We start from the raw sequence: 24,978 nt of genomic DNA, 5'->3' as shown, positions 1-24,978 counted from the left end.
GGCGGGCTTGTGCCGACTCAGGGATATGAGGAAGAACTGCGCTCCGAGCGCGACTACGTGGCCGGGCTCTATACGCGACTCGACGAGGAGCGCGCGCAGGCAAAGGGCCGATACACCGCCGCGCTGCGCGGTAACGGCGGGACCCTGGTGGACCGCGATGTCGAGGTTCGTACGCTGGCCCGCGAGGTGAAGCGGCTGGATGTGGCCGATAACGGGTTGTGTTTCGGCCGGTTGGACTCGGTGGCGGGCGAGCGCAGCTATATCGGCCGGATCGGCCTGTTCGACGCGGCGAACGAATACGAGCCGCTGCTGCTCGACTGGCGGGCCCCGGCCGCACGAGCGTTCTACGTCGCCACCGGCGCCTCACCGGAGGGTATGCGGCGGCGCCGGCAGTTCCATACGCGAGGCCGGCGCCTGCTGGATTTCACCGACGAGACCTTCGGCCGGACCGGCGCCGACCGTCCCGGGGATGTGCGGGGCGACGCGGCGCTGCTGGCGGCGGTCGACGCACCGCGCGGGCCGGGGATGCGCGATATCGTCGCCACGATCCAGGCCGAACAGGACGAGATCATCCGGCTGGAGCATCCGGGTGTGGTGGTGATCGAGGGCGGTCCGGGCACCGGTAAGACCGTGGTGGCCCTGCACCGTGTCGCCTACCTGCTCTATACCCGGCGCGAACGGATGGAACGCAACGGTGTGCTGGTCGTCGGCCCCAATCCGGCGTTCCTGAACCACATCGGACGGGTGCTGCCCTCGCTGGGCGAATCCAATGTGGTGTTCATGACCACCGGTGATTTCGTACCCGGGCTGCGCGTCACCGCCGAGGACACCCCGGAGGCCGCCCGGCTCAAGGGTTCCCGCGCGATCCTGGACGTACTCGCGGCGGCGATCGCGGACCGGCAGCGCCTGCCCGAGCAGCCGCTGCCGATCGAACTGTCCGACGCCACGGTGCGTATCGACGCCGAAACCGCGGAATGGGCCCGCGAGGAGGCCCGCGCGACCGGGCTGCCGCACAACGAGGCCCGCGCGAAGTTCATCGAGATCGTCACCTATGTGCTCACCGAGCGGGCCATCGGCCGGATCGGCCGGGGCTGGCTGACCCGCGACGACCGGGAGGCGTGGGAGCATCTGCGGGCGGATCTCACGGCGGAGCTGGCGGGTAACGAGGCATTCGCCGCCGCGCTGGACGCACTGTGGCCGGTCCTGACGCCGGAAGTCCTGCTCTCGGAGCTGTATTCGTCGGCCGACCGCCTGCGTGCCGCCGGCGCCGGCCCCGCCCTGCGGCGCGCCGACGGCGCGGCGTGGACGGTATCCGACGTTCCGCTGCTCGACGAACTGGTCGATATGCTGGGCGCCCCGGAACCGGAGGACCGGACCGCCGAGCGCGAACAGCAGGCGCAGGCCCGCTACGCCGCGGGCGTATTGGATCTGATGGTCGGCCGCGAGGACATGATGGACGACGAGGACCATCTGTTCGCCCAGGATCTGCTCTACGCCGAGGATCTGGCGGAGCGGTTCGTCGAGCGCGACAGCCGCGATCTGGCGGAACGGGCCGCCGCGGACCGCGATTGGACCTATCGCCATATCGTCGTCGACGAGGCCCAGGAACTCTCCGAGATGGACTGGCGGGTGCTGATGCGGCGCTGCCCGAGCCATTCCTTCACCGTGGTCGGCGATCTGGCCCAGCGGCGGTCACCCGCGGGGGCGACCTCCTGGGACACGATGCTGGAACCCTATGTGCCGGGTCGCTGGCTCTACCGGTCGCTGACGGTGAACTACCGCACCCCCGCCGAGATCATGGCCGTCGCCGCGGCGGTACTCGCCGAGTTCGCGCCCGGGATCACCCCGCCGGAATCGGTCCGCGCCAACGGCGTGGCGCCGTGGTCGCGCCGGATCACCGGCGACGACGAGTTGCGCGCCGCGATCGCGGAATTCACCGAAGCGGAGGCCGGGCGCGAGGGGACCTGCGTGGTGATCGGGCCGCCGGGAGTTCCGGGCGCCGTATCGGCTTCGGATACCAAGGGCCTGGAATTCGATGCCGTACTGGTGGTGGAGCCGGACCGGATTCTCGCCGACGGGCCACGGGGCGCGGCGGAGCTGTATGTCGCGCTCACCCGCGCCACCCAGCGCCTCGGGGTGCTGCACAGCGGACCGCTGCCGAGGTCGCTGGCCGGGCTGACCGGAACCGGTCACGAGGTCAGCGCAGCCGAGCGCTGACCTCGGTCGTCGCCGCGCGCAGCAGATCGGCGTAGTGGTCGATATCGGGCACGGTCACCGGGTCCGCGTGCAGGGACAGGGTGACGGTCTCGCCGAGACCGTGGATCCCGTGGGTGAGATGCATCACGCTGCCGAGCGCCGGGAACCCGCCGGTGAACCGCACCGGGGCCCCGCCGAGGGCGAGATCGGCGGAGCCCCGGTTCACGCTGGAGACCACGGTGTGCCCGGTGATCTCGTCGGGCAGCAGATCCACCGGGTACCTGCCGACGTCACGACGCAGCAGGATCGGGGGCACCGCTTCGGTCACCGCGTCCTGCGCGTTCAACAGCGGATGCGCCGCCCGCCGCCGGCGGTCCGCCAGTCCGGCGGTGATGGCGGCGGCCCGGCGACGCGGATCGGATTCGGCGACGGCCAGATCCACGCCGAGGCCGCGGTAGTTGTTGCGGACACCCGGTCGCGGCGGCAGCGCCATCGGCACCTGCGCGCCCAGCCGCGCGACCTCGGCACCGCGTTCCCGCAGATAGCGCTCGAGCGCTATCGAGATCGCGGTCAGACCCACGACGGTGACGCTCGCTCCGGCCACCCGGAATTCCGCGGCCGGGCGGACCAGCAGGCACACGGTATGCCCGCCGACGACGGCCGGCGCGTTGAGCGGTCCGGGCGGGTATCCGGACGGGGGCGGCGGCACCGCACCCGATGCGGTGAGTTCGGCCAGCTCGGACCCGGCGCGGCCGGCCCGGATCCCGCGGCCGACGGTGCGGACCACAGCGGCGGGCAGGGTCGCGGCAGCCGTGAGGGAACGCCGGACGCCTGCCCAGGTGGACGAATCCGGTACGGAGGGTGGTTCCGCGGGGGTTTCGGGAGTTCCCGGATTCGCGGCGAACAGCGCCCGCGCGATACCGGACGCGCCGCGACCGTCGACGAGGGCGTGTGAGATCTGCAGGACCACCACCGTCACGGCGGCATCGGCCGCCGGGCTGTCACGAATACGCCGGAAGACGTGCAGGCGCCAGGGGTACCGTGTCGCATCGACTCCGGTGCCGACCAGTTCACCGAGGGCCGCGAGCAACGCCGGCCAGGTGGGGCGCTCCGGGGTGTGCTCGACGAACTGCGCGGGGTCCGGTTCGGCGGGCACCCAGGCGGGCATCGCGAGACCGGTGGGATCCACCCGCAATCGGACACCCAGTTCCGGGATCAGCGCGCCGCGCCCGGTGATATCGGCGCGGATATCATCGCTGGTCCGGGCGGATTCGGCGAAACAGTACAGCAGGAACTGATCGTTGCGGAGTCGCCGCGACAACCAGTACATGGTCGCGTCCGGGGAGGCCAGCGGAATCATCGGGACGACCCTAGCGCCGCCCGGCCGGACCGGCCGGACCGCCTCGGATCGGTCGTGTGCGAACGAATGCACGTGCAACGACCCCGGGCCGTACAGGCCCGGGGTCGTCCTGCCCGATATGGGTACAAGGATCAGGCGCTGTGGAACTCCCCTGCCGAAACTCCGGTCAGGAAGCCGGCCCACTCGCCGGGTGCGAAGGCCAGCACAGGCCCGCTACCTTGATCTTTGGTATCACGGACCGCTACGTTGCCGTCTCCGAGAAATGCCACCTCCACGCAGTTCCCGTCCGGGCCACTGTATGAACTCTTCCGCCACACAGCACCCGTCATATCCACCTTCACGGCACTGCACTCCTTCGCTGCGTCGATAATGAGATTCGATTCCTGCATAGTTCCTGACTAGCTGGTATCCGGTGGACTACACCGAATACACCGATGCACGCGCAGATAGCGAGCAAATATCCGGTTTGCCAGGATCGGACTCGCACATTCCGCGAACACATCTGACGCGGTGACCAAAAGCCCCTGTGAGCTTGCCCCGCATCTGCGACACTAGCAGGTTCGTCCAAGATTTGCCGATCTCTTGCCAACTGCGCCAACAGCTTTGCCAATCCTGCTAAGATGCCGTATTGCTGCGTAATTGCGCACTTATAAGTATGATTTTGCTCGAAAATCGAGGGCTCTCGCTAATGTCCGGGCGTGATTGTTACGTGATTGCCCGTTTATCGTCCGTCAATACCCCTGACGCCCGGTCCGCCGGTCTCCGGAGGCATGATGGCGCCATGCCCGAACGCGACCGTGACGATCAGGGCCGGGCCACCAACGCCCGTCCCCGGGACCGGCTGGGCCGTCCGCTACCGCCGGGAAGCCCCGGTGTCCCGCGGATCCCCGACGACCTGGACCTCGAACCCCCGGAAGCGCTCGAGTACGCCCAGCAGCTCCTCGATCGCGGCCTGGCCTTCAACGCGCACGAAGTCCTGGAATCGGTCTGGAAGAACGGGCCGGAGGCCGAACGCATGCTATGGCAGGGCCTGGCCCAGTACGCGGTCGGGCTCACCCATATCCAGCGCGGAAATCCCAAAGGCGCGCGCACGCTGCTGCGCCGGGCGATAGAACGGCTGCGGACCTTCGATGTCGCCGCCGCCGGGCACCCCGGCGACGCCCTGCCCTACGGCCTCGACCGGCCCGGTCTGCTGGCCCACGCCACCGCGCTGCTGGCGGAGCTGGACGCCCGGTTTCCGGAGAACGGCACGCCCGAGGTAGCGACCGGGCCCCTCCTCGACGAGTCCGCGCTGATGCCCCGGCTCACCCGCGACCTACCATGACCTCGATGCCCACCGACTCCTCGTCCGCCCCGGCCGGCGCCGGCCGGTACGCACCGAGCCCCTCCGGTGACCTGCACCTGGGGAACCTGCGTACCGCCCTGCTGGCCTGGTTGTTCGCCCGCACCACGGGACGCCGGTTCGTGCTGCGCGTCGATGATCTGGACCGGGTGCGGCCCGGGGCCGAACAGCGCCAGCTGGCCGATCTCGCCGCCCTCGGAATCGACTGGGACGGACCGGTCCTGCATCAGTCGGAGCGGATCGCGCAGTACGAGGCCGCGGTGCGGCGGCTCACCGAGGCCGGCCGCACCTACGAGTGCTACTGCACCCGAAAGGAGATCCAGCAGGCCGCGGCCGCGCCGCACGGCCCCCAGGGCGCCTACCCCGGCACCTGCCGCGATCTCACCCCCGCCGACCGTGAACGCCGCCGCGCGACCGGCCGGCCCGCCGCGATCCGGCTCCGCTCGGCCCGTACCGAATTCGAGATCACCGACCGCCTGCACGGGCGCTACCGCGGACCGGTCGACGATTTCGTACTGCGACGCGGGGACGGTATCCCCGCCTACAACCTGGCGGTGGTCGTCGACGACGCCGGACAGGGCGTGGATCAGGTGGTCCGCGGTGACGATCTGCTGCCCTCGACGCCCCGGCAGGCCTACCTCGCGACCCTGCTCGGCCTGCCGGTGCCCGAATACGCGCACGTTCCCCTGGTGCTGAACACGGCCGGGCAGCGGCTGGCCAAACGCGACGGCGCGGTGACGCTGGCCGACCGGCTCGCCTGCGGCGATACGGTGGACGGGGTGGTCGCCGGACTGGCCGCGTCACTGGGATTCACCGGGCGCACGGCCGCGGCGCTGCGCGCCGAATTCGATCCGGACCTGCTCCCCCACGACCCGTGGGTGCTCGACCCCGGCCGCTTGGTGCGCACCGGCGCGGGTCCGTAACCTGGCCTGCGACCGGGTCTTTACGAGTTTCGAGTTCAGGCAGGCGAGATGACCAGTGGCGGGTACCAACCCAGCAACCACCCCCAGGCCGGGCAGCCGTACGGGCAGCCTCCGCAGTACGCGCCGGGACCGTACGGGCAGCAGCCCGGGCAGTACGCGCCGCCACCGCAGCAGCAGCCGTACGGGCACCGTCCCCCGCCCCCACCGCAACCCCCGCAGCAGCCCGCCCCGCCGAAACCGCCCTACGAGCAGCAGGTGTTCCCGCAGGCACAGTACGGGGGTCAGCAGTACGGGCAGTACGACCCGGCATTCGGTGTCCCCGGCAAGCTGTGGCCGCGGTTCGCCGCCCGGCTGATCGACAATCTCATCGTCGCCCTGCCGCTGGCCATCCTGCTGAACTTCATCATCATCCCGAATATGGTCGGTTTCGCCGGGGTGGCGGTCAGCTACGCGATCATCTTCGCGGCGATGCTGGTGTACTACGTCGCGATGGAGAGCCGGACCGGGGCCACCCTGGGCAAGAAGATCCTGGGTCTCAAGGTGGTGGCGCCCAATGGAGCGCCGACCGTCGCGCCGCTGGCCTCGCTGAAACGCAATATCTACCTGGCCGCGCAGATCGTGCCGTGCCTGGGCTGGGTCGTCGGACTCGCGCTGATGCTCTACATCGCCGCGACGCTGGACAAGGACCCGAACAAGCAGGGCTGGCACGACAAGCTCGCCGGCGGTACACAGGTCCTCACCGCCTGATCCGGGACGTCCCCGCCGGCCGGGCGGGGACTCAGCCGGTGGCGGCCACCACGATCATCACCACGAAGTAGAGGGCGATCAGCACGATCAGCGCCACCCCGGCCCAGATCCCACCGAGCGCCAGGCCGCGGCCCTCCTGCCCGCTGTCACGAATCTGGTTGAGCGCGATCACCCCGAGGATGATCCCCACGATCGAGGTGACACCGCAGGTGGCGAAGCCGGCCAGGGAGGTCACCAGCGAAGCGATCGCCAGCCCGTTGGTACCCCGGTTGGCGGGGTAGCCGTAGGGCTGATAGCCCGCCTGGTAGCCGGGGGCCGCCGCGCCGTAGGGCGTGGCCGGGTACGAGGGCTGTGCCGGGTACGGGCCCGCCGGGGGCGGGGACTGATAGGACGGCGCCGAGGGCGCCGGGGACGACGGGTACTGGGGCGGCGGAGACGAAGGGTACCGGGGTGCCGAGGGATAGCTCGACGGACCACTCGCCTGTGATCCGCCGCCCGCGGCCGCGGGGTCCGACGAGACGCCCGACCCCCCGTATTGCTTCCACCACTCGTCGGAGTCCCCGGGGTTCGTCATGACTACACCATATTCCAGAATTTGATTGGATAGCCCGGTGGAAGATCCGAAGAATGCCCCGTTATCCGGCCAATCTGGACACCCCGCGCCCGCTCATGCGGCGTTCGCCCAGGTGGCGCGGGGGTACTACACGCCGATTGTCGTCCTGTTCACCGCTACGCTCATCATCTCCAATATCTGCGCGACCAAGGGCGTGCAGTTCTTCACCGGCAGCTCACTGACCCTCGGCCCACTCGAGGTCCTGCCCATCACCACCGATGCCGCGTTCTTCCTGTTCCCGCTGGCCTATGTGCTCGGCGATGTACTCAGCGAGGTCTACGGTTTCCGGGCCACCCGGCACGCGGTGTTCTACGGTTTCGCCGCCCTGCTCGTCACGGTGCTCTGTTTCGCGGTCGCCATCCGGCTGCCCGCGGCGTCGTTCTACGAGAACCAGGAGGCGTTCCGCACCGTCATCGGCACCACACCGCAACTGGTCGCGGCCGGGCTGGCGGGCTACGTGGCCGGTCAGCTGCTCAACTCCGCGACCCTGGTGCTGATCAAGGAGCGCACCCGGGAGAAGCATCTGTGGGCCCGGCTGATCGGCTCGACGGTGGTCGGCGAACTCGCCGACACCCTGATCTTCTGCTCGATCGCCGCCACCGCGATCGGTATCGACAGCTGGGGTCAGTTCGTGAACTATGTGATCGTCGGTTTCCTCTGGAAAACCCTCGTGGAGATCGTGATGCTCCCGGTGACCTACCGCGTCATAGCCCTGCTCAAGAAACACGAACCCACCTACGCCCCCCGAGAAACCACCCCCCTGCACTCCTGACCTTCACGAACCAGCGGTGCCCACCCGGTCCGGTTTCGGCGCACACACGATCATCCAGAGATCGCGGCCACCGAAACATCCACTCGATCGCAAGGACATCATGGCCGCACCGACGGCCCACGTACCTTCATCCAAAAGGTCACACCCCTGCGGGGTGGGGCCCGCCCGGTTCTGGAGCGACCAGAGGGAGGGAGCGCAGCGACCGACCGCCGGGAGTGAAGAACCGGGCTACCAGGGGCCCCACCCTCGAGGCGCGGAGCGCCTCCAAAATTACAGTCTGCCCTGCCAGCGGCCCATGGTTTCGGCGCGGAACTCGTCGAAGTAGCCGCCGTCGATACTGGCCCGGATCCGGTCCACCAGGCGGATGGTGAACCGCTCGTTGTGGATCGTGCACAGGGTGGAGGCCAGCATCTCCTTGGCCTTGAACAGGTGGTGGATATAGGCGCGGGAGTAGTGGGCGCAGGTGTAGCAGTCGCAGGTGTCGTCGATCGGCGTGAAATCCCGTTTGAACCGCAGCGTATCGATATTGAACCGGCCCGCGTCCACGTAGATACCGCCGTTGCGCCCGACCCGGGACGGGTTGACGCAGTCGAAGGTGTCGGCCCCGGCCTCGATGGCGGCGAACATATCCTCCGGTTCGCTGATGCCCAGCATATGGCGGGGTTTGTCCTCGGGCAGCCCATCGCAGCACCAGCCGACGATGGTGCCGAGGTTGTGTTTCTCCAGCGCTCCGCCGATTCCGTATCCGTCGAACTCCGACCCGTCCGCACCGCGGATCTCGGCCAGATCCCGCGACGCCTTACGCCGCAGATCCTCGTATTGCGCGCCCTGCACCACCGCGAACAGCGCCTGATAGGGGCGATGCGACCGGCCGGTGGTGAGCCGTTCGTGCTCGTCGATACAGCGCTGCGCCCACTCGTGGGTGCGCTGCACCGATTTCTCCTGGTAGCCCCGCGTGTTCATCAGGGTGGTGAGTTCGTCGAAGGCGAACATGATGTCGGCGCCCAGCTGATGCTGGATCCCCATGGAGACCTCGGGGGTGAAGCGGTGCCTGGACCCGTTGAGATGCGATCGGAAGGTGACACCGTCGTCGTCGACGGTGGCCAGTCGCTCCTTACCCTTGGCGATCACGTCGTCGCTGCGGATATCGACGGTTTCCATGGCCAGGACCTTCTTGAAGCCGACCCCCAGTGACATCACCTGGAAACCGCCGCTGTCGGTGAAGGTGGGTCCGGGCCAGTTCATGAAGGCCGCCAGGCCGCCGGCCTCGTCGACGATATCGGGGCCGGGCTGCAGGTAGAGGTGGTAGGCGTTGGCCAGCAGCGCCTGCGCCCCGAGCGCGCCCATCGCCTCGGGGAGCACCGCCTTCACCGTCGCCTTCGTCCCGACCGGGACGAAGGCGGGCGTGGCGATCTCGCCGTGCGGGGTCCGGATCACCCCGGTCCGGCCGTGCCGCCCTTCGAGGCGGGTACCGATATTGAACGAGAATCCGACGCCATCCGACACGGCGGCCATCCTCTCAGGAGGTGACGACAGTGCGTGAGCGAGGGCCCCGCGCGGTCACACCCTCGCTCACGCCCCGGATCAGGCCTCGACCGCGGCCGCCGCGAACTGGGCGCTGTAGAGGCGGTAGTAGGAGCCCTGCCGGGCCAGCAGCTGGTCGTGGTTCCCGGTCTCCACGATGCGGCCCGCTTCCATCACCACGATCAGGTCGGCGTCGCGGATGGTGGAGAGCCGGTGCGCGATCACGAAGCTGGTGCGGTCGCGGCGCAGTTCCGCGGTGGCCTGCTGGACGAGCAGTTCGGTGCGGGTGTCGACCGAGCTGGTGGCCTCGTCCAGCACCAGGATGGTGGGTTTGGCCAGGAAGGCCCGAGCGATGGTGATCAGCTGTTTCTCGCCGGCGCTGACGCCGGTGCCCTCTTCGTCGATCACCGTGTCGTAGCCGTCGGGCAGCGAGTGCACGAACCGGTCCACATAGGCGGCGCGGGCGGCCTCGAGGATATCGTCCTCGCTCGCCCGCGGATTGCCGTAGGCGATGTTCTCCCGGATGGTGCCCTTGAACAGCCAGGTGTCCTGCAGCACCATGCCGATCCGCGACCGCAACTGTTCGCGGCTCAGCTCGGTGATATCGATCCCGTCGATCCGGATGGCGCCGGAGTCCAGTTCGTAGAACCGCAGCAGCAGGTTCACCAGCGTGGTCTTCCCGGCGCCGGTGGGTCCGACGATGGCGACCACATGACCCGGTTCGGCGACCAGCGACAGATCCTCGATCACCGGCTTCTCCGGCTCGTACCGGAACGACACGGCGTCGAATTCGACCAGCCCGCGTTCGGGCGGCCGGGTGATCTCGTGCGCCGGATCGGGACTCTGCTCGTCGGCGTCGAGGATTTCGAAGATGCGCTCCGCGGAGGCCACCCCCGACTGCAGCAGATTGGCCATCGCGCCGATCTGGGTGAGCGGCTGGCTGAACTGCCGGGAGTACTGGATGAAGGCCTGCACCTCGCCCAGCGACAGCTGACCCGAGGCCACCCGCAGGCCGCCGATCAGCGCCACCAGCACGTAGTTGATATTCCCGAGGAACATCGAGGACGGCATGATCAGGCCGGAGATGAACTGCGCCTTGAAGCTGGACTTGAACAGGTGATCGTTGCGTTCGTCGAATTCGGCGGCGACCTGCTTGCTACGGCCGAACGCGGTTACCACCTCGTGCCCGGTGTAGGCCTCTTCGACCTGGGCGTTCACCAGACCGGTGTACTTCCACTGGTCCACGAAGTGCGGTTTGGACCGTTTCGCGATCTGGGCCGTCACCACGATCACCGCGGGCACGGTGAGCAGCGCGATCAGCGCCAGCAGCGGGGAGATCCAGAACATCATGCCGAGGATTCCCAGCACGGTGAGCACCGAGATCAGCAGCTGGCTCATGGTCTGCTGCAGGCTCTGGGAGATGTTGTCGACATCGTTGGTGACCCGGCTGAGCACATCACCGCGCGGCGCGGTGTCGAAATAGCTCAGCGGCAGCCGGTGGATCTTGTCCTCCACCTCGGCGCGCAGCCGTTTGATGGTCCGGTTGATCAGGTCGTTGAGCAGGTAGGCCCCCAACCATCCGAACAAAGCGGCGCCGAGATAGAGCACCAGTACCAGGGTCAGGACCCGGCCGACGGCGTCGAAATCGATCCCGACACCGGGGACCACGTCCATCCCGGTCAACATATCGGCGAAGGTGTCCTGGCCCTGGGCCCGCAGCCCTTCGATGGCCTGGTCCTTGCTCACGCCCGCCGGCAGCTGCCGTCCGACCACCCCGTCGAAGATGAGGTTGGTGGCCTGGCCGAGCAGGTACGGTCCGGCGATATTGAGCACCACCGAGATCACGCCGAGCGCGATGATCGTGATCACCCGGAGCCGTTCCGGGGCCAGCCGCCCGGCCAGTCGTTTGACCGAGGATTTGAACGATTTGGCCTTCGCGTCGGGGGCGCCGGCCGGCATTCCGGGTCTCATCGGGCCTCCTCCACGCTCAGCTGGGATTCGACGATCTCGCGGTACTCGGCGCAGTCGCGGAGCAACTGCTCATGGGTTCCGATACCGACCATCTCCCCGTCCTCCACGACCAGGATCTGATCGGCGTCGCGAATGGTCGTGATCCGCTGGGCCACGATGATCACCGCGGCATCGGCGGTCGCGGGCCGCAATGCCTCGCGCAGCCGGGCGTCGGTGGCGACGTCGAGCGCGGAGAAGGAATCGTCGAACAGGTACACCCGGGGCTGCCGGACCAGCGCCCGGGCGATGGCCAGCCGCTGGCGCTGCCCACCGGAAACGGTGGTGCCGCCCTGCGCGACCGGGGTGTCCAGGCCCTGCGGCATCGCGCGGACGAAATCGGCGGCCTGCGCGATCTCGAGCGCACGCCACAGTTGGTCGTCGGTGGCGTCCGGATCGCCGTAGCGCAGGTTGCTCGCCACGGTGCCGGAGAACAGGTACGCCTTCTGCGGGACCAGCCCGATCCGCGACCGCAGTTCGGCGAGGTCCAGTTCGCGCACATCGGTACCGCCGACCCGGACCGCTCCCCCGGTGACGTCCATCAGCCGCGGAATCAGATTCAGCAGGGTGGTCTTGCCCGCGCCGGTCGAACCGACGATGGCCGTGGTCTGGCCGGGCCGCACCCGGAAGGTGATATTGCGCAGCACCGGTTGATCGGCGCCCGGGAAACTGAACGTCGCGTCGTCGACCTCCACCCGGGCCGGGTCGCCCTCGAAGGGTCGCGGCCGCTCCGGCGACCGCACCGACGATTCGGTGTCGAGCACGCCCGCGATGCGGTCCGCGGATACCGCCGAGCGCGGCGCCATCATGGCCAGGAACGAGGCCATCATGACCGCCATCAGGATCTGCATGATGTAGGAGAGCAGCGCGGTCAGCGAGCCGATCTGCATCTCACCGGCGTCGATGGCCTTACCGCCGAACCAGATCACCGCGACCGAGGTGACGTTGCTGATCAGCATGACGGTCGGGAACATCAGCGCCATCAGCCGGCCCACCCGCACCGAGATATCGGTGAGGTCGCCGTTGGCGACGCCGAACCGCCAGGTCTCGAGAGGTTCACGGACGAAGGCCCGCACCACCCGGATACCGGTGATCTGCTCGCGCAGCACCCGGTTGACCTCGTCGAGCCTGGTCTGCATGAGACGGAACGCGGGCACCATCCGGGCGATGATGAATCCCATGCTCAGCGCCAGCGCGGGCACCGCGATCAGCAGCAGCCAGGACAGGCCGAAATCCTCGCGCAGCGCCATGATGATGCCGCCGACGCACATGATCGGGGCCATCACCGCCACGGTCGAGGCCATCACGACGAGCAGCTGCACCTGCTGCACATCGTTGGTGTTGCGGGTGATCAGCGAGGGCGCCCCGAAAACCCCGACCTCCCGCGCCGAGAAGGTGTTGACCCGGTGCAGCAGGGCCGCCCGCAGATCACGGCCCGCGCCCATCGCGGCCTGCGCGGCCAGCAGTACCGAACTCGCCGAGGCCACGATCTGGACGCCCGATACCGCCAGCATCCGCAGGCCCGCGGTCCAGATATAGCCGATATCGCCCTTGGTGATGCCGTCGTCGATGAGATCGGCGTTCAGGCTGGGGAGATACAGCATGGCGATCACCGAGATCAGCTGCAGCACCACGATCCCGGCGAGTTGTTTACGGTAGGGCCGCAGGAAGTCGCGGAGCAGTCTGATCAGCATGATGAACGCACGCTACCGCCGGAGCCCGCCGAGGGCCCGAGAATTTCCGTCGCGCCGGACCGGTCGTCGCCGGCGGACCCGGCACGGGGGTCGCGGCGGGCCCAGGCGCCCGGATCGGCGGTCAGTGCCGTGACGAAATCCGGCAGGCCGTCGGCGGCGATATCGGCCAGGGTCACGTTCTCCAGGACGGCGCGCAGATTCACCCGCAGCGCGATCCACACCCGCTGCAGCGGTTCGGCCGCGCCGGGGTAGCCCACATCCTCGGGCCGCTGCCCGCGTACCGAGGCCAGCGGCCCTTCCACGGCGCGGATGATATCGGCGATCGAGATCTCGGCGGCCGGGCGCGCGAGGCGGTACCCCCCGTCCGGTCCGCGCCGGCTGGTGACCAGTCCGGTGCGGCGCAACTCGGCGAGTACGCCTTCGAGCACCTTCGGTGGTATCCGCTGGGCGTCCGCGATCGATTCGGCTTTCACCGCGGCGGTCTGATCCGCGGCCGTGATCTCGAGCAGGGTCCGCACCGCATGATCCACCTTCGCGGTGATGTGCACGACAAACCTGACCTTTCCGCTGTGCTGTGCGCGGCCCGCGGAGTCTATTCCGCGTCCGGCCGCAGGGCCGCGATCGCCGCGTCCAGCAGCGTCGTCTCCACCACATCATCCCCCGCGTCGGGCGCCACTTCGTTGGAAACCAGTGCGACGGTCAGAATCTCCATGGCCGCGCTCGCGCGCAGCAGCCGCACCGCGGTGGGATCGGGTCCGGCGAGCCAATCGCGCAGAGCCTTGTTGGCGTCGACGACCACCGGGAACTGGTCGGCGACGGCGTTGACGATCGGGACCGCGTTGCGAACCATCATCTCTCCGGCGTCGCGGTGGCGGATCATGGCGCGCAGATAGTTGCGCAGCACGGTGCGCCGGCCTTCGGCGTCGGGGGCGATCTCCTCCACCTGCTCCGACAGTTTCTTCAGATCGTCGAGGAGCGGATTGATGATGGCCACGAGGAGTTCGAGTTTCGACGGGTAGTGATAGTAGAGCGACGGCTTTGTGATTCCCACCGCATCGGCGATCTCCCGCAGGCTGGTCTCCTCGAAACCTTTGGCCACGAAGAGCCGCACCGCGGCGTCATGGATGGCCTTCTTGGTGTCGCGACCTGCGGTAACGTGGTCTTCAGATCTCCGATTCGCCATGCTCGGCCCTCTCGTTCTTCCCGGCATCGCGCCCGGCCTGCCACCCGGAAGTCGAGCTTGTACCTCCACTTAACCTCCACGTAGTCTACCTACCGTACGGTAGATACCAGGCGTCCACCGTGTAGGCGGGTCCATCCGACTCCGCGCCCGAGCATGCAGTCTCGCCGCGCAGTCCGGTCCGCGAAAGCGACGTCGGCCGTCAGCTCGTCACAGCACAACGACCAAACCGTCTCGGCCTCGCCTAGGAGAAATCCCTCGTGTCCGTATTCCTGTACAGATGGGGAAAGTTCGCTTTCCGCCGGAAATGGATAGTGCTGCCCGTCTGGGCGCTGATACTGGTGGTCCTCGGCGGGGCCGCTGCCACGCTGGCCAAACCGTTCCAGGACAGTTTCGAGATGCCCGGTCTGCCGTCGGAGCGGGCCACCGGAATCCTGGAAGAACATATGCCGCAGATGGCGAAGGCGTTCAGCCTCGACGCCGTCACCGGCCAGTATGTGATCGCGGCGCCGAACGGCACCCTGGCCGACGAACCGAATATGGCGGCCCTGGACGCCATGGTCGCCCGTCTCAACGAGATGGAGATCGTCGACCACGCCGAGCCGGTGGTCAACCCGGTCACCGCGACCGCGATGATGCCGGCCAGCCAGGCCGCCGCGAAGGAACAGGCCGAGGCCGCCGCTAACCTGCGGCCCGGGCAGACCCCGCCGACACCGGAGCCCAACTGCCTCGACGGTGCGAACTCCCCCGATTTCAAGGCACTGTGCGGCGGCGCGCCGCTCAATGTGCTGAACGAGGACAAGCCGAAAACCGTCGCCGTCCTCGACGTCAAATTCTCGATGCCGAGCTTCTCCGATGTCACCGACGAGCACCGTGAGGCCGCCGAAGCCGTGGCCCAGCAGGGTCGCAATGCCGGTCTCACCGTGGAGCTGACCGGCGCCATCGCCCAGACCCAGCCCGAGAGCGGGCAGGCCGAGATGATCGGTATCGGCGTGGCGCTGGTCGTCATGGTCATCGCCTTCGGCGCCATCGTCGCGGCGTTCGTGCCGATCGTCACCGGAATCGTCGGCGTGGCCTGCGCGGGTGCGCTGATCCTCACCGGCACCTCGCTGACCGAGGTACCGACCTTCACCCCGATCCTGGCCTCGATGATCGGCCTGGCGCTGTCGATCGACTACGCCCTGTTCATCGTCTCCCGGTACAAACACGAACTGGTCGTCCAGGATTCGCCGGAGGAAGCGGCGGGCGTCGCGGTGGGCACCGCGGGTTCGGCGGTCGTCTTCGCCGGACTGACCGTGATGATCGCGCTGCTCGGGCTGTCGGTGGTCGGTATCGGCTTCCTCACCATGATGGGTATCGGCGGCGCGATCGCCGCGGTGTTCGCGGTGCTCGCGGCCATCACCCTGCTGCCCGCGCTGCTCGGCGCGCTCGGCCGGTTCCTGTTCAAGCCCAAACTGCCACTGGTCGCCCAGCACGACCCCGAAGACGACGACTCCGTCACCAACGGAATGCGTTTCGCCCGCGTCATCGCCCGGGTGCCCGTCCTGACGTTGATCGCCAGCGCCCTGGTCCTCGGCGCGCTGGCCGCCCCCGCCACCCAGCTGAACCTGGGCCTGCCCGGCGGCGACAGCATGCCGGAGGATTCGTCGGCCCGTAAGGCCTACGAACTGCAGACCGCGGGCTTCGGCGAAGGCAAGAACGGCACGCTGGTGGTGGCGGTGGATCTCTCCGAGACCCCGCAGGATCAGCGCGACGCGGCGCTCACCGCGCTGCGCGACGAACTGGCCGGGTTCGACGATGTGGATTACCTCAGCGTCGCCCAGCCCAGCCAGGACGGCCAGGCCGCGCTGTTCCAGGTGGTACCCGAATCCGGCCCGAACAGCGCCGCGACCCAGGATCTGGTGGAGCACGCCCGCGACGCCGAGGCCGGCCTGAACGACCGCTTCGGTATGGAGTACGGCATCACCGGCCAGACCGCCATCTACGCGGATGTGAACAGCGTCCTGCTGACCAGCATCATCCCGTACCTGGCCATCGTCGCGGTCGCCGCGTTCATCCTGCTGCTGCTGGTGTTCCGCTCGATCCTGGTACCGCTCACCGCCGCGCTCGGCTTCCTGCTGTCGATGGCCGCCACCTTCGGCGTCACGGTGCTGATCTTCCAGGAGGGTGCGTTCGGCCTGGTCGAGGACACCCACCCGATCATCAGCTTCCTGCCCATCGTGCTGATCGGCCTGGTGTTCGGCCTGGCGATGGATTACCAGGTCTTCCTGGTGACCCGTATGCGCGAGGAGTACGTGCACGGCAAGGATCCGAAGGAGGCCATGATCAGCGGCTACCACCACGGCGCCCGCGTGGTGGCCGCGGCGGCGGTCATCATGATCTCGGTCTTCGGCGGCTTCATGCTCTCGCCGGACATCACCTCGAAGTCGATGGGCTTCGCGCTGGCGGCGGGCGTCTTCTTCGACGCCTTCCTGGTGCGGATGGTGCTGATCCCGTCGCTGCTGGCACTGCTGGGCAAATGGGCCTGGTGGATGCCGGCCTGGCTGGACCGCATCCTCCCCGATATCGACGTGGAGGGCACCAAGCTGCGCGAACTGCAGCAGCGTGACCGCGAGGCGGCGGTCCGGTCGGAACCCGCCGGGGTCTGATAAACCGCGACCCGAGACCCGGCCGGCATCCCTCACGGATGCCGGCCGGTTTCGTTTTCAGCGCCAGGCGGGCAGTTCCGGCAGCGGGCCGGCGAACGCCGCCCCGGAATCCCGCCCGAGCAGCCAGGCCAGCAGTAGCGCCCCCGGACCCTCCACCACCGGCCCCGCCTCTTCCGATCCCACCACGGCGGAGAACCCGGAATCGGTGGCACGCAGCCCGAACCCCGCCACCCCGGGTCGCTTCCCCAGATCGGCGGCGGCGTCCCCAGCATCTCGTCCACGAATTCGGCCGGCCACCGCGCGGGCGTATATCCCGCGTCCAGGTCGACATGATGGATCAGCAACTCCTGCAGCCGCATCCACGGAACCTTCCACGCCGGTAGCGGTGTGCCCTGCCTGGTCCGGACCTCGGCCTGCCACTGCTCGACGGTGAGCAACCGCGCCATCCCGGTCAGCCGTTCGGCCGATTCCACGAGGTCGGCGCGCTGTTCGGCGAGCGGGCGCGGGGCACCGAGTTCGATATCGGCGTCGCGCAGTTCGGCACTGGCGTACTGCGGTGTCTCGACTCCGGTATGCGCCCAGAGCAGCAGATTGACCAAACCGTCGGCATTGCGCGCCAGATGCGCGAGCACATGGCCGCGGGTCCATCCCGGCAGCGCCGAGGGAGCGGCGAGGGCGGCGGCGTCGAGCCCGTCCACGGTGGTGAGCAGTTCGGCGCCGGCGGCGGCGACGGCGGTCATCCGCGCGGTGAGCTGTTCGATCAATTCGCTGGGCACGGCTCCGACCCTAGCGCCGCGATCCGGGGACGCCCCAGCGGTTTCCGGTATCGGCGCCACCCGCCGTCAGCGGCCCAGCGCGGCCTGCACCCGGTCGGCCGCCCGCACCGGATCCTCGTGCTCCCAGACCCGCACCACCTGCCACCCGGCCGCGATCAGCGCCGCGTCGGTGGCCCGGTCGCGGGCGACATTGCCCGCCAATTTCTCCGCCCACCACTCGGCGTTCTTCTTCGGGTCGGTCGCATGATCGGGGCAGCGATGCCAGAAACAGCCGTCGACATACACCGCGAGCCGCCGCCGCGGGAACACCAGATCGGCCCGCCGCCGCTGGCCCCGGATCGGGGCGCGATCCACGAAGTACCGGACACCCCGCCGGTGCAATTCCCGGCGCAACGCCAGCTCCGGGGCGGTATGCGCCCGTCGCTGCCGCGACATCCGCGCGCTGGTCGCCGCATCGGTCGAGGGTCGGTAACCCCCGCTCATGCTGTCGCCTCCGGGCGCGCCCCGCTCATGCTGTCGTCCTCGGGCATGACCGGCGCCCGCCCTTCACGCCGCCCACCCGCCCATTCGGTCCAGGTGTGCCTGCACATCGTCGAGGAACCCGGCGGGGAAGCGCAGCGTTCCCATCCCGGTGCGCCGCAGGAAACCCGCCGTGGCCCGCGCCGACAGCAAGCGGGTGTCGGTGAGGAACAGCTTCAGGTCCTCGTAGGGCCGGTGCACCGGCCACGGCGACAGCGGCACCTCGAAGACCTGACCGGAATGCCCCCACGCCGCTCCCGGCCACGGACTTCCCGGCGGCAGCGGGATATGCCCCGGTATCGGTTCGCCCGGTTCCCGCAGCCGGGACCCGACCCATTCCGCCATCCGCACACTCACCGCGTTGCCCACGAGTTTCCACCGCTGTCCCGGCCGGAATCCGGGCACGCTCAGCGCGGGTTCGGTCCAGCCGGGCGCGAACCCCTGGAGCCGTTCGCCGTCGGTGATCCCCGGGGTGACGATCTCCCCGGACGGCAACCGCACCGCCGGGGCGCTGGGAATCCCCAGACCGGACCCGCCTTTGAGGGTGGGCACGGCGTTCACCACCCAGCCCAGTCCCCGGACGCCTTCGGTCCAGTAGAAACCGCACGGGTCGATATCCACCGACCCGAGCAGCCGCGGGCCGGCATCGTCGGCGAACAGTACGGTGCGCGGATCCTCGGTGCGCGACGCCAGCATCAGCACCCGGTTGCGGCGCTGCGGCAGCCCGAAGGCGCGCGCGTCCACCACGCGGTAGGCCCAGGTGTAGCCGAGTTCGTCCAATGCCTCGGTGATATGCCGCATCGCCGCCCCACGCCCGAGTTGCAGCATGAAGGGCACATTCTCGACCAGCAGCCAGCGCGGGCCGCGTTTGCGCCGGACCAGCCGGAACACATGGTCCACCAGGCTCGACCGGGTGCCGGTGATCCCGGCGGTCCGGCCCGCCTGGGAAAGATCCTGGCAAGGGAAACCCGCCGCCACCAGTTCGGTATCGGGAGGCAGTGCCCGCAGGCGGGTGATATCGCCGTGGATCTCGGCGTCCGGGAACCGGGCCGTGAGGACGGCCTGCGCGCCCGGGTCGATCTCGCACAGCAGCTCGGTATGCCACCCGTGCGCCGCCAGTCCGAGTTCCAGTCCCCCGATCCCGGCGAAAAGCCCAACCATCCGCGCGCCCGTCACGAGGTCCTCTCTCCATCCGGCCCGGCTGTCGAAGGGAGGTTACTCCGCGGGCCGGGGCTGCTTCCGGGTCCGGTCGCGACACCGCGGACCGCTGCCGCCGCCGCGAAAACCGGGCTGTGATTCACTCCGCCGAACGATGTGATTCGTGCCACCGAATCGCCGGGCGGTCCCGCGAGTCGATCATCACGTCATCAGATCCATTCCGCTGCAAGGCGATAGAAAACCGCAGGTAAAAGGCCATATTTCTGATATTCGGGGTCCGCTGGGGAAACGGGCATCTCTGGCAGGATGGGCGCCATGAAGTATCGCGCAGGACTGGCCACCGTGATCACGGGCGCCTTCGCCCTGTCCGGCGCGGTCCTGCCCGGCATGGCGGCGGCGATGCCGCCGGACGCGCATACCGCGCCCGCGCGCCCCGATACCGGCTCCGCCGAAGACCCCGGTCCGGTGGAGAAAGCCGAACCGGTGCGCGCGCCGCGGGCCGCGATCGTGGGCACCGAACAGGTCACCGACCGCCTGCAGCGTGTCTTCGTGGACTCCCCCGCCATGCACCGCACCGTCCAGGTCCTGGTGCTACAACCGGCGGACCGCAGCAAACCGCGCCCCACCGTGTACATGCTCGACGGCCGCAGCACCCAGCCCGACAGCAACAACTGGCTCGATCGCGGCGGCGCCGCCCGGTTCTATGCCGACAAACCGGTGAACGTGGTGTTCACCGTCGGCGGCCCGGCCAGTTTCTACACCGATTGGCAGCGCCCCGACCCGGTGCTCGGCGTCAACAAATGGGAAACCTTCCTCACCGAGGAACTGCCCCCGCTGCTGGATTCCACCTTCTCCGGCAACGGCCGCAACGCCGTGGTCGGCACCTCCATGGGCGCCGAGGCGGCCATGATGCTGGCCATCCGCAAACCGGAACTCTATTCGGCCATCGGCGCCCACAGTGGCTGTTTCTCCACCGGCACCGACCTCGGCCAGGCGCAGGCCCGCGTGGTGGTCTCCACCTACAAGGGCGATCCGGAGAACATGTTCGGCACCCCCGAGGACCCGGCCTGGCTGGCCCACGACGTCACCCTGCACGCCGCGGAACTGCGCGGTAAGGCCCTCTATCTGTCGGTGGGCAGCGGCCGGCCCGGCGTCCACGATGTGCTCTCCAACCCGGAGACCCCGGTGAGCGTCATGATGGGCGGGCCACTGGAGGCCGCCACCGATTTCTGCACCCGCCGCCTGGCCCAGCGCCTCGACACCCTCGGCATCGAGTACACCGCCAACTTCCGGCCGCAGGGCACCCATTCCTGGCCCTACTGGGCCGACGAACTGGTGACCTCCTGGCCCACCATCGCCGGCGGACTCGGCCTGAACTGACCGCGCTCCTACTGCCCGGTGAAGCGGGCGACCGTCTCCGGGGCGGTGGCGAAGCGCAGGAAGAGATCGTTCTCGTGCGGGTCGCCCGCGGTGACCCGCACGCCCTCGCCCGCGAACGGCCGGATCAGCACCCCCGCCTCCGCGCTCGCCTCGGCGAACTCCGTGGTCGCGGCGCCGAGGGCGATCCAGACGAAGTTCGCGTGGCTCCGCGGTACCCGGTAACCGGCCACCACCAGCTCCGCCCGGATCCGCTCGCGTTCGGCGATCACCGTCTCGGTGCGCTCGAGCAGTTCGTGCCGGGCCTCCAGCGAGGCGATCGCCGCCGCCTGCGCCACCCGGCTCACGCTGAACGGGATATGCACCTTCAGCAGCGCCGCGATCACCTCCGGCGCGCCGACCGCGTACCCCACCCGCAGCCCCGCCAGTCCGTAGGCCTTCGAGAAGGTGCGCAGGACAACCACATTGGGCCGGGTGCGCCCCAGATCCACCCCGTCGGGATGATCCCCGGGCAGCCGCAGGTATTCGTAATAGGCCTCGTCCAGCGCCACCAGGACACCGGCGGGCACCCGGTCCAGGAACTGTTCCAGCTCGCCCCGGCCGAGCGCGGTGCCGGTCGGGTTGTTCGGGTTGCAGACGAACACCAGCCGGGTGCGTTCGGTGATGGCCGCCGCGAGGGCGTCCAGATCGTGCACATGGTCGGCGAGCGGCACCGTCACCGCGGTCGCGTTACCGACCTGGGTGATGATCGGGTACGCCTCGAACGACCGCCACGCGTACAGCACCTCGTCAGTCGGATCCGCGCACGTGATCTGTACCAGTTCCTGGCACAGCGCCACACTGCCGCAGCCGACCGCGACGTTGGCCGGGGTGACGCCGAGAAACTCCGCCAGGGCCGCTCGTAGTTCGCCGGACTGGTTGTCCGGATAACGGTTGGCCTGCTCCACCGCCTCCGCCACCGCTTTGCTCGCGGTGGGCAGCGGTCCGAGCGTGGTCTCGTTGCTCGCCAGTTTGACCGCGCCGGGATGGCTGCGGCCGGGAACGTACGCCGGAATGGAATCGAGGTCCGGCCGGATGTGCGCGGTCACGTATCGAGCTTAGTTCCGATCTCGATCGGGCCACGTTCGGGCTGTTCACCGGAGGAATCTTTCCGGCCCGGAGATATCGCCCTACGCTGGGAACATGTCGGGCACTTATGACGATGTCGCCCTGCTCAGGCGCGGGGAAACCGAAGCGAACGGACACGAACAGGAACCGCCGGGAGCCCCGACCGGTGCGGAAGCCGGCGCCAGTGTGCCCATCACCGTGATCGAACCCGACGGTTACGCCCGGGGCGGGATCGTGCTGCTGCACGAGGCCCGGGAGTTCACCGGAACGTTGCTGGAGTTCATGCGCGCCCTCGCCGGCGAAGGCTGGCTGGTTGTCGCGCCGAACCTCTTCCACCGGGCCACCGCCTCGTCGGCCGGGGTGTTCGGCGAGGAACTGTTCGAGGATTTCGACGCCTGCTTCGACTGGCTCACCCAGCACGGCGTGTTCCCCGACTGCATCGGCGCCCTCGGCTTCGACACCGCCGGCACCGCCGCCCTGCTGGTGGCCACCAACCGCCCGATCGGCGCCGCGGTCAGTGTCGCCGCCCCCGGTATCGCCACCCCCCTCACCGACCAGGCCGAAGCCCTGGTCTCGGCGGTCCCCCGCCTCCAGGCCCCCTGGCTCGGCCTGTTCGGCGCCGAACCCAGCACCCCCGCCGACGACGTCGACCGCCTCCGCGACGCCGGCGCCCAGGCCTCGGTCGCCAGCCTCGTGGTCACCTACCCCGGCCTGCTGCACCGAGCCGACACCCCCGGCGACGACGACTCCGAGGAACTCATCGACTCCCGAACCCGCATCTTCGACTGGTTCGACAGCCATCTACGCTGATCTACCTGCCGTTTTGCAGGTTGGGGATCTGCTCGGGTAACCTTTCTGCTCGGCGGTTCCGAAGGGACCGGTGCCCTCGTAGAGAAGGCTCCAGGAGGCGTGCCAGAGCGGCCGAATGGGACTCACTGCTAATGAGTTGTCCCTTCACGGGGACCGGAGGTTCAAATCCTCTCGCCTCCGCCACGCCCGGTTCACCGGGCGACAACTGAATACGCGCATGCGCCCGTAGCTCAACGGATAGAGCATCTGACTACGGATCAGAAGGTTAGGGGTTCGAATCCCTTCGGGCGCACATCGGTTGATTGCCCCCCGTCCGGACCATCCGGACGGGGGGCATTTTCATGCCTGCCGGTCAGCAAATAGACGGTAGAGATTCCCGTCACATTCTCGATCAATTCGAGTTCGTCGGTATTCAGCGCGACCTCGCCACGCAGCCGGCGCGCGATCACTTCCCGATTGAGCTCGGTCAATTTCGCGAGCTTCAAACCGGAGATTCGGCGCTCGGCCAGTTGGCCGCGTAGACGGCGCGCGACTGCCTCGGTCAAGGTCTCCGCGCGGCCCCCGACCACCTCGAGTGATGTCGTCATGCGGCCGATTTTCGCACGGTAGGCGTGCGAACTCAACTGTGAGCGTCCCCATCCCTTGACCGCCGCACAGTCGACACGTCTACGGAGTTACACGTTCGTTGCTCGAACTGCACTCTCAGCGTGTAATGTCGCGCTCATGCCAGAACAACACGCTCAGCGGGTAGCCGCCATGGTGCGCGGGCATATGGCACGCGCCAACGTGTCGCGCGCCGCGGTCGCCGCCGCTCTCGGGACGAGTCCCGAGTACGTCGGCCGCCGCCTGCGCGGCGAAGTCGTCCTCAATGTGGCCGAGGTGGCCGTCATCGCCGAACTGTGCGGCGTGACTACCGCGCAGATCCACGAAGAGGCCGACCGGCAAACCGCGGGCGCGGCATGAATCCCCCCGGAAACCGAGCCCGCCGAGTTGCACCTCGGCGGGCTCGCAGCGAACACACGACTCACATCTCAAGGAGAAACAGAGTGTTCATTGCCAAGCTTATCGCCCTGTTCACGGGACCGGCATTCGTCGGTATCTGCGCACTCAGCCTCACGGGGTGCCACTTCGGCGACGATCCGGTTCCGCCGGTGCTGCGCATCCCGGCCCCGCGCACCGTTCCGGCCTCGCCGGAGTTCACGGCGCCGAGTTCGACGATCGTCGTCCCGCCGCACACCTGGACCTACGGGCCCGGTCTCGAAGGCGTGGAGGTGTCCCAGTGACCGAGGGCACTCGCGAATTCCTACCCCGCTCAGCAACTCCCGCCCTCATCTGGGATGCAGCCTACTTGCACACTCGGGTGCAGCAGATCCTTACCGAGGCGAATGAGTTCGCCGACAAGTATCCGGGAGACGACCGCGAATCCTCGCGCCGTATCTCGGTCCTGGTGAGCGTCGAGCATCTCATCGCCGATATCCGTCTCTACGGCGAGCCCGGCGACCAGGCTCTCGATGCGCTTCGCCGGAGTGTCCCCGACCTGAACTGGCATCGCGCGGTTGGGGATATCTACACATTCACGGTCGACGACAGCGCGGCCGAGGCGGCAGCAACGACGCTGGGGCTCTCCGAGCACCCCGCCGCCGAAGGCCGCGGGCGCGAGTGGCGTGGAACCCTCGGCGAGTTCCCGATCCGGATCTACGGTCCGGCGCCAGCGCAGGAGTCGGGCCGGTGACCGCGGCACGCCCGACGCGGGCAGAGCTCAACGACTTACTCAGGCGTCTTACGGACGCGGCAGATCTGGCCGAGATGAATTCCCATCTGAGCGAACGGCATTACCGGCGCTGGCGCGAGCTGGCCGACCGGGCCATCGCAACGCGTACCTTGCTCCGCCGCGTGCCGCTGGATCCCGAACAGGTGATAGAGCTCGTCGACTTGCTTGAGGCTCAGCCATGACCGGGCGGCACCGGCCCCCGCCGGTCCCGTGGCGCGACGCGGTAACCGTCGCGCTCATCTGGGGATTCCCGATCGCCGCCGTGTTCGTCCTGCCGCCCGTGCTCGGGGGGTGGCTGCTGTGATCATCGACCCTCGCGGCAACTGCCTCCATGCCGATTCCGTTGTCAGCCTGTCTTTTTCGAGTGGCGCGGGATGGTACGAGCGCGTCTGTTACGACTGCGGTCTCCACATTCACAGCCTGGTCGTCGATACCGCCGCCGATGCCGCCGCGA

At 68.6% G+C, this 24,978-nt stretch carries 26 protein-coding genes and 2 tRNA genes; 15 read left to right on the top strand and 13 right to left on the bottom strand.

The window, feature by feature from the left end:
* Positions 1-9 precede the first annotated feature (9 nt).
* Positions 10-2,217, top strand: coding sequence for an RNA polymerase recycling motor ATPase HelR (gene helR / locus ACZ6SF_RS31365; protein ID WP_466067112.1), 2,208 nt, complete (start codon positions 10-12; stop codon positions 2,215-2,217).
* Here the strand turns inward: helR and ACZ6SF_RS31360 are convergent.
* Both ACZ6SF_RS31360 and ACZ6SF_RS31355 read right to left on the bottom strand, forming a co-directional pair.
* Positions 2,198-3,556: a wax ester/triacylglycerol synthase domain-containing protein gene (locus ACZ6SF_RS31360; protein WP_466067110.1), complete on the bottom strand. Its 1,359-nt coding sequence runs from the start codon at positions 3,554-3,556 to the stop codon at positions 2,198-2,200. The two genes, helR and ACZ6SF_RS31360, sit on opposite strands and share 20 nt — an antisense overlap.
* A 131-nt stretch (positions 3,557-3,687) precedes the next feature.
* Positions 3,688-3,885, bottom strand: coding sequence for a DUF397 domain-containing protein (locus ACZ6SF_RS31355; RefSeq protein ID WP_466067249.1), 198 nt, complete (start codon positions 3,883-3,885; stop codon positions 3,688-3,690).
* Between the two features lie 452 nt (positions 3,886-4,337).
* Between ACZ6SF_RS31355 and ACZ6SF_RS31350 the strand changes: the two genes are divergently transcribed.
* The 3 genes from ACZ6SF_RS31350 to ACZ6SF_RS31340 are packed head-to-tail and all read left to right on the top strand — an operon-like array spanning position 4,338 to position 6,568.
* Positions 4,338-4,880, top strand: coding sequence for a DUF309 domain-containing protein (locus ACZ6SF_RS31350; RefSeq protein WP_466067108.1), 543 nt, complete (start codon positions 4,338-4,340; stop codon positions 4,878-4,880).
* Positions 4,877-5,821: a tRNA glutamyl-Q(34) synthetase GluQRS gene (gene gluQRS, locus ACZ6SF_RS31345; protein WP_466067106.1), complete on the top strand. Its 945-nt coding sequence runs from the start codon at positions 4,877-4,879 to the stop codon at positions 5,819-5,821. The genes ACZ6SF_RS31350 and gluQRS overlap by 4 nt, the downstream gene beginning before the upstream one ends.
* Positions 5,822-5,869: 48 nt before the next feature.
* Positions 5,870-6,568: an RDD family protein gene (locus tag ACZ6SF_RS31340; RefSeq protein ID WP_466067104.1), complete on the top strand. Its 699-nt coding sequence runs from the start codon at positions 5,870-5,872 to the stop codon at positions 6,566-6,568.
* Between the two features lie 31 nt (positions 6,569-6,599).
* Here ACZ6SF_RS31340 and ACZ6SF_RS31335 read toward each other — a convergent pair whose 3' ends face one another.
* Positions 6,600-7,142: a DUF4190 domain-containing protein gene (locus ACZ6SF_RS31335; RefSeq protein ID WP_466067103.1), complete on the bottom strand. Its 543-nt coding sequence runs from the start codon at positions 7,140-7,142 to the stop codon at positions 6,600-6,602.
* 112 nt (positions 7,143-7,254) lie between these two features.
* Here ACZ6SF_RS31335 and ACZ6SF_RS31330 point away from each other — a divergent pair, with 112 nt between their 5' ends.
* Entirely contained in the window at positions 7,255-7,953 is a 699-nt protein-coding gene (locus ACZ6SF_RS31330; RefSeq protein ID WP_466067102.1) for a queuosine precursor transporter, read from the top strand.
* 270 nt (positions 7,954-8,223) lie between these two features.
* Here the strand turns inward: ACZ6SF_RS31330 and tgt are convergent, their stop codons facing one another.
* From tgt to ACZ6SF_RS31305, 5 genes are all read right to left on the bottom strand, one after another.
* On the bottom strand, positions 8,224-9,468 hold the full coding sequence (gene tgt, locus ACZ6SF_RS31325; protein ID WP_466067101.1) for a tRNA guanosine(34) transglycosylase Tgt: 1,245 nt from the start codon (positions 9,466-9,468) through the stop codon (positions 8,224-8,226).
* A gap of 69 nt (positions 9,469-9,537) precedes the next feature.
* Entirely contained in the window at positions 9,538-11,448 is a 1,911-nt protein-coding gene (locus ACZ6SF_RS31320; RefSeq protein ID WP_466067100.1) for an ABC transporter ATP-binding protein, read from the bottom strand.
* Entirely contained in the window at positions 11,445-13,178 is a 1,734-nt protein-coding gene (locus ACZ6SF_RS31315) for an ABC transporter ATP-binding protein (RefSeq protein WP_466067099.1), read from the bottom strand. Before ACZ6SF_RS31315 ends, ACZ6SF_RS31320 begins: the two co-directional genes overlap by 4 nt.
* Complete coding sequence (locus tag ACZ6SF_RS31310; RefSeq protein ID WP_466067097.1) at positions 13,172-13,726, bottom strand: RrF2 family transcriptional regulator; 555 nt, start codon at positions 13,724-13,726, stop codon at positions 13,172-13,174. The genes ACZ6SF_RS31315 and ACZ6SF_RS31310 overlap by 7 nt, the downstream gene beginning before the upstream one ends.
* Positions 13,727-13,770: 44 nt before the next feature.
* Positions 13,771-14,361: a TetR/AcrR family transcriptional regulator gene (locus tag ACZ6SF_RS31305; RefSeq protein WP_466067095.1), complete on the bottom strand. Its 591-nt coding sequence runs from the start codon at positions 14,359-14,361 to the stop codon at positions 13,771-13,773.
* Between the two features lie 257 nt (positions 14,362-14,618).
* Here ACZ6SF_RS31305 and ACZ6SF_RS31300 point away from each other — a divergent pair, with 257 nt between their 5' ends.
* Positions 14,619-17,006 carry an MMPL family transporter gene (locus ACZ6SF_RS31300; protein ID WP_466067093.1) on the top strand — a complete coding sequence of 796 codons (2,388 nt, stop codon included), beginning with the start codon at positions 14,619-14,621 and terminating at the stop codon, positions 17,004-17,006.
* 32 nt (positions 17,007-17,038) lie between these two features.
* On the opposite strand, the gene ACZ6SF_RS31295 is transcribed toward ACZ6SF_RS31300, so the two are convergent.
* The 3 genes from ACZ6SF_RS31295 to ACZ6SF_RS31285 form a co-directional block, all read right to left on the bottom strand.
* On the bottom strand, positions 17,039-17,782 hold the full coding sequence (locus tag ACZ6SF_RS31295; RefSeq protein ID WP_466067091.1) for a maleylpyruvate isomerase N-terminal domain-containing protein: 744 nt from the start codon (positions 17,780-17,782) through the stop codon (positions 17,039-17,041).
* A gap of 66 nt (positions 17,783-17,848) precedes the next feature.
* Positions 17,849-18,265 (bottom strand): very short patch repair endonuclease, encoded by a 417-nt coding sequence (locus ACZ6SF_RS31290; protein ID WP_466067090.1) that lies wholly within the window; start codon positions 18,263-18,265, stop codon positions 17,849-17,851.
* 63 nt (positions 18,266-18,328) lie between these two features.
* The gene (locus tag ACZ6SF_RS31285) at positions 18,329-19,462 is read right to left on the bottom strand and encodes a DNA cytosine methyltransferase (RefSeq protein WP_466067088.1); all 1,134 of its coding nucleotides are present in this window, start codon (positions 19,460-19,462) and stop codon (positions 18,329-18,331) included.
* A 312-nt stretch (positions 19,463-19,774) separates the two neighbouring features.
* Here ACZ6SF_RS31285 and ACZ6SF_RS31280 point away from each other — a divergent pair, with 312 nt between their 5' ends.
* Positions 19,775-20,839, top strand: a complete 1,065-nt coding sequence (locus ACZ6SF_RS31280; RefSeq protein WP_466067087.1) for an alpha/beta hydrolase — start codon at positions 19,775-19,777, stop codon at positions 20,837-20,839.
* An 8-nt stretch (positions 20,840-20,847) separates the two neighbouring features.
* On the opposite strand, the gene hisC is transcribed toward ACZ6SF_RS31280, so the two are convergent.
* On the bottom strand, positions 20,848-21,924 hold the full coding sequence (gene hisC / locus ACZ6SF_RS31275; protein WP_466067085.1) for a histidinol-phosphate transaminase: 1,077 nt from the start codon (positions 21,922-21,924) through the stop codon (positions 20,848-20,850).
* A gap of 94 nt (positions 21,925-22,018) precedes the next feature.
* On the opposite strand from hisC, the gene ACZ6SF_RS31270 reads away from it, so the two are divergent.
* The 3 genes from ACZ6SF_RS31270 (at position 22,019) to ACZ6SF_RS31260 (ending at position 23,045) form a co-directional block, all read left to right on the top strand.
* On the top strand, positions 22,019-22,753 hold the full coding sequence (locus ACZ6SF_RS31270; protein ID WP_466067083.1) for a dienelactone hydrolase family protein: 735 nt from the start codon (positions 22,019-22,021) through the stop codon (positions 22,751-22,753).
* Between the two features lie 93 nt (positions 22,754-22,846).
* A tRNA-Ser gene (locus tag ACZ6SF_RS31265) sits at positions 22,847-22,936 on the top strand.
* A 36-nt stretch (positions 22,937-22,972) separates the two neighbouring features.
* Positions 22,973-23,045 (top strand) — tRNA-Arg (locus tag ACZ6SF_RS31260).
* On the opposite strand, the gene ACZ6SF_RS31255 is transcribed toward ACZ6SF_RS31260, so the two are convergent.
* Complete coding sequence (locus tag ACZ6SF_RS31255) at positions 23,011-23,340, bottom strand: helix-turn-helix domain-containing protein (RefSeq protein ID WP_466067081.1); 330 nt, start codon at positions 23,338-23,340, stop codon at positions 23,011-23,013. The two genes, ACZ6SF_RS31260 and ACZ6SF_RS31255, sit on opposite strands and share 35 nt — an antisense overlap.
* Positions 23,341-23,476: 136 nt before the next feature.
* On the opposite strand from ACZ6SF_RS31255, the gene ACZ6SF_RS31250 reads away from it, so the two are divergent.
* The 5 genes from ACZ6SF_RS31250 to ACZ6SF_RS31230 all read left to right on the top strand — a co-directional run bounded on the left by ACZ6SF_RS31250 (position 23,477) and on the right by ACZ6SF_RS31230 (position 24,828).
* Entirely contained in the window at positions 23,477-23,716 is a 240-nt protein-coding gene (locus ACZ6SF_RS31250; RefSeq protein ID WP_466067080.1) for a helix-turn-helix domain-containing protein, read from the top strand.
* Between the two features lie 83 nt (positions 23,717-23,799).
* Complete coding sequence (locus tag ACZ6SF_RS31245; protein ID WP_466067078.1) at positions 23,800-24,036, top strand: hypothetical protein; 237 nt, start codon at positions 23,800-23,802, stop codon at positions 24,034-24,036.
* On the top strand, positions 24,033-24,485 hold the full coding sequence (locus ACZ6SF_RS31240; RefSeq protein WP_466067076.1) for a hypothetical protein: 453 nt from the start codon (positions 24,033-24,035) through the stop codon (positions 24,483-24,485). Before ACZ6SF_RS31245 ends, ACZ6SF_RS31240 begins: the two co-directional genes overlap by 4 nt.
* Positions 24,482-24,706 carry a hypothetical protein gene (locus ACZ6SF_RS31235; protein ID WP_466067074.1) on the top strand — a complete coding sequence of 75 codons (225 nt, stop codon included), beginning with the start codon at positions 24,482-24,484 and terminating at the stop codon, positions 24,704-24,706. Before ACZ6SF_RS31240 ends, ACZ6SF_RS31235 begins: the two co-directional genes overlap by 4 nt.
* Positions 24,703-24,828, top strand: a complete 126-nt coding sequence (locus ACZ6SF_RS31230; protein WP_466067072.1) for a hypothetical protein — start codon at positions 24,703-24,705, stop codon at positions 24,826-24,828. Before ACZ6SF_RS31235 ends, ACZ6SF_RS31230 begins: the two co-directional genes overlap by 4 nt.
* The last annotated feature ends 150 nt before the right edge of the window (positions 24,829-24,978 follow it).

Source organism: Nocardia sp. NPDC049935, assembly GCF_055586645.1.
Note: the sequence above shows the minus strand (reverse complement) of the source record. Positions and strands in the feature narration are given on the sequence as shown.